Source organism: Collinsella sp. Sow4_E3 (assembly GCF_052116285.1).
GTDB lineage: Bacteria > Actinomycetota > Coriobacteriia > Coriobacteriales > Coriobacteriaceae > Collinsella.
In genome coordinates, this window is sequence record NZ_JBQKLJ010000120.1 from 1 (window position 1) to 460 (window position 460).

The 460-nt window shown below is 68.7% G+C and carries 1 protein-coding gene; it reads left to right on the top strand.

The genetic code is table 11. The features are described 5' to 3' along the window. A partial coding sequence (locus tag ACTQ48_RS11565; protein ID WP_441571078.1) for a phage antirepressor occupies positions 1-460 on the top strand: 460 nt, incomplete at both ends.

Here is a 460-nt window from a genome sequence, read left to right on the forward strand (position 1 = left end):
GGCGGCGCGCAGCAGATGACCATCGTCAGCGAGCCCGGCATGTACGAGGTGGTCATCCGCTCAGACAAGCCGGAGGCCGCGACCTTCCGCCGCTGGATCACCAGCGAGGTCTTGCCCTCCATCCGCAGGACGGGCGGCTACCGGGTCGAGTCGATCACCAAGCGCGAACTGGCGCTGATGGTCGTGGAGGCCGAGGACGCCCGCGAACTGGCCGAGCAGCGTGCCCGTGAACTCGCACCCGCCGCCCGCGCATGGTCCACCATGGTCGCCTGCGCCGGCGACTACGCCGTGGACGAGGCCGCAAAGGTGCTCTCACGCGACCCCGCGATCAGCACCGGCCGCAACCGCTTGTTCGAGACGATGCGCGAGCAGGGCTGGATCTACCGCTCAGGGCATCGCCAGCAGTGGCACGCCTACCAGTCGCAGATCGAGTGTGGACGGCTGGCGCAGAAAATGGCGT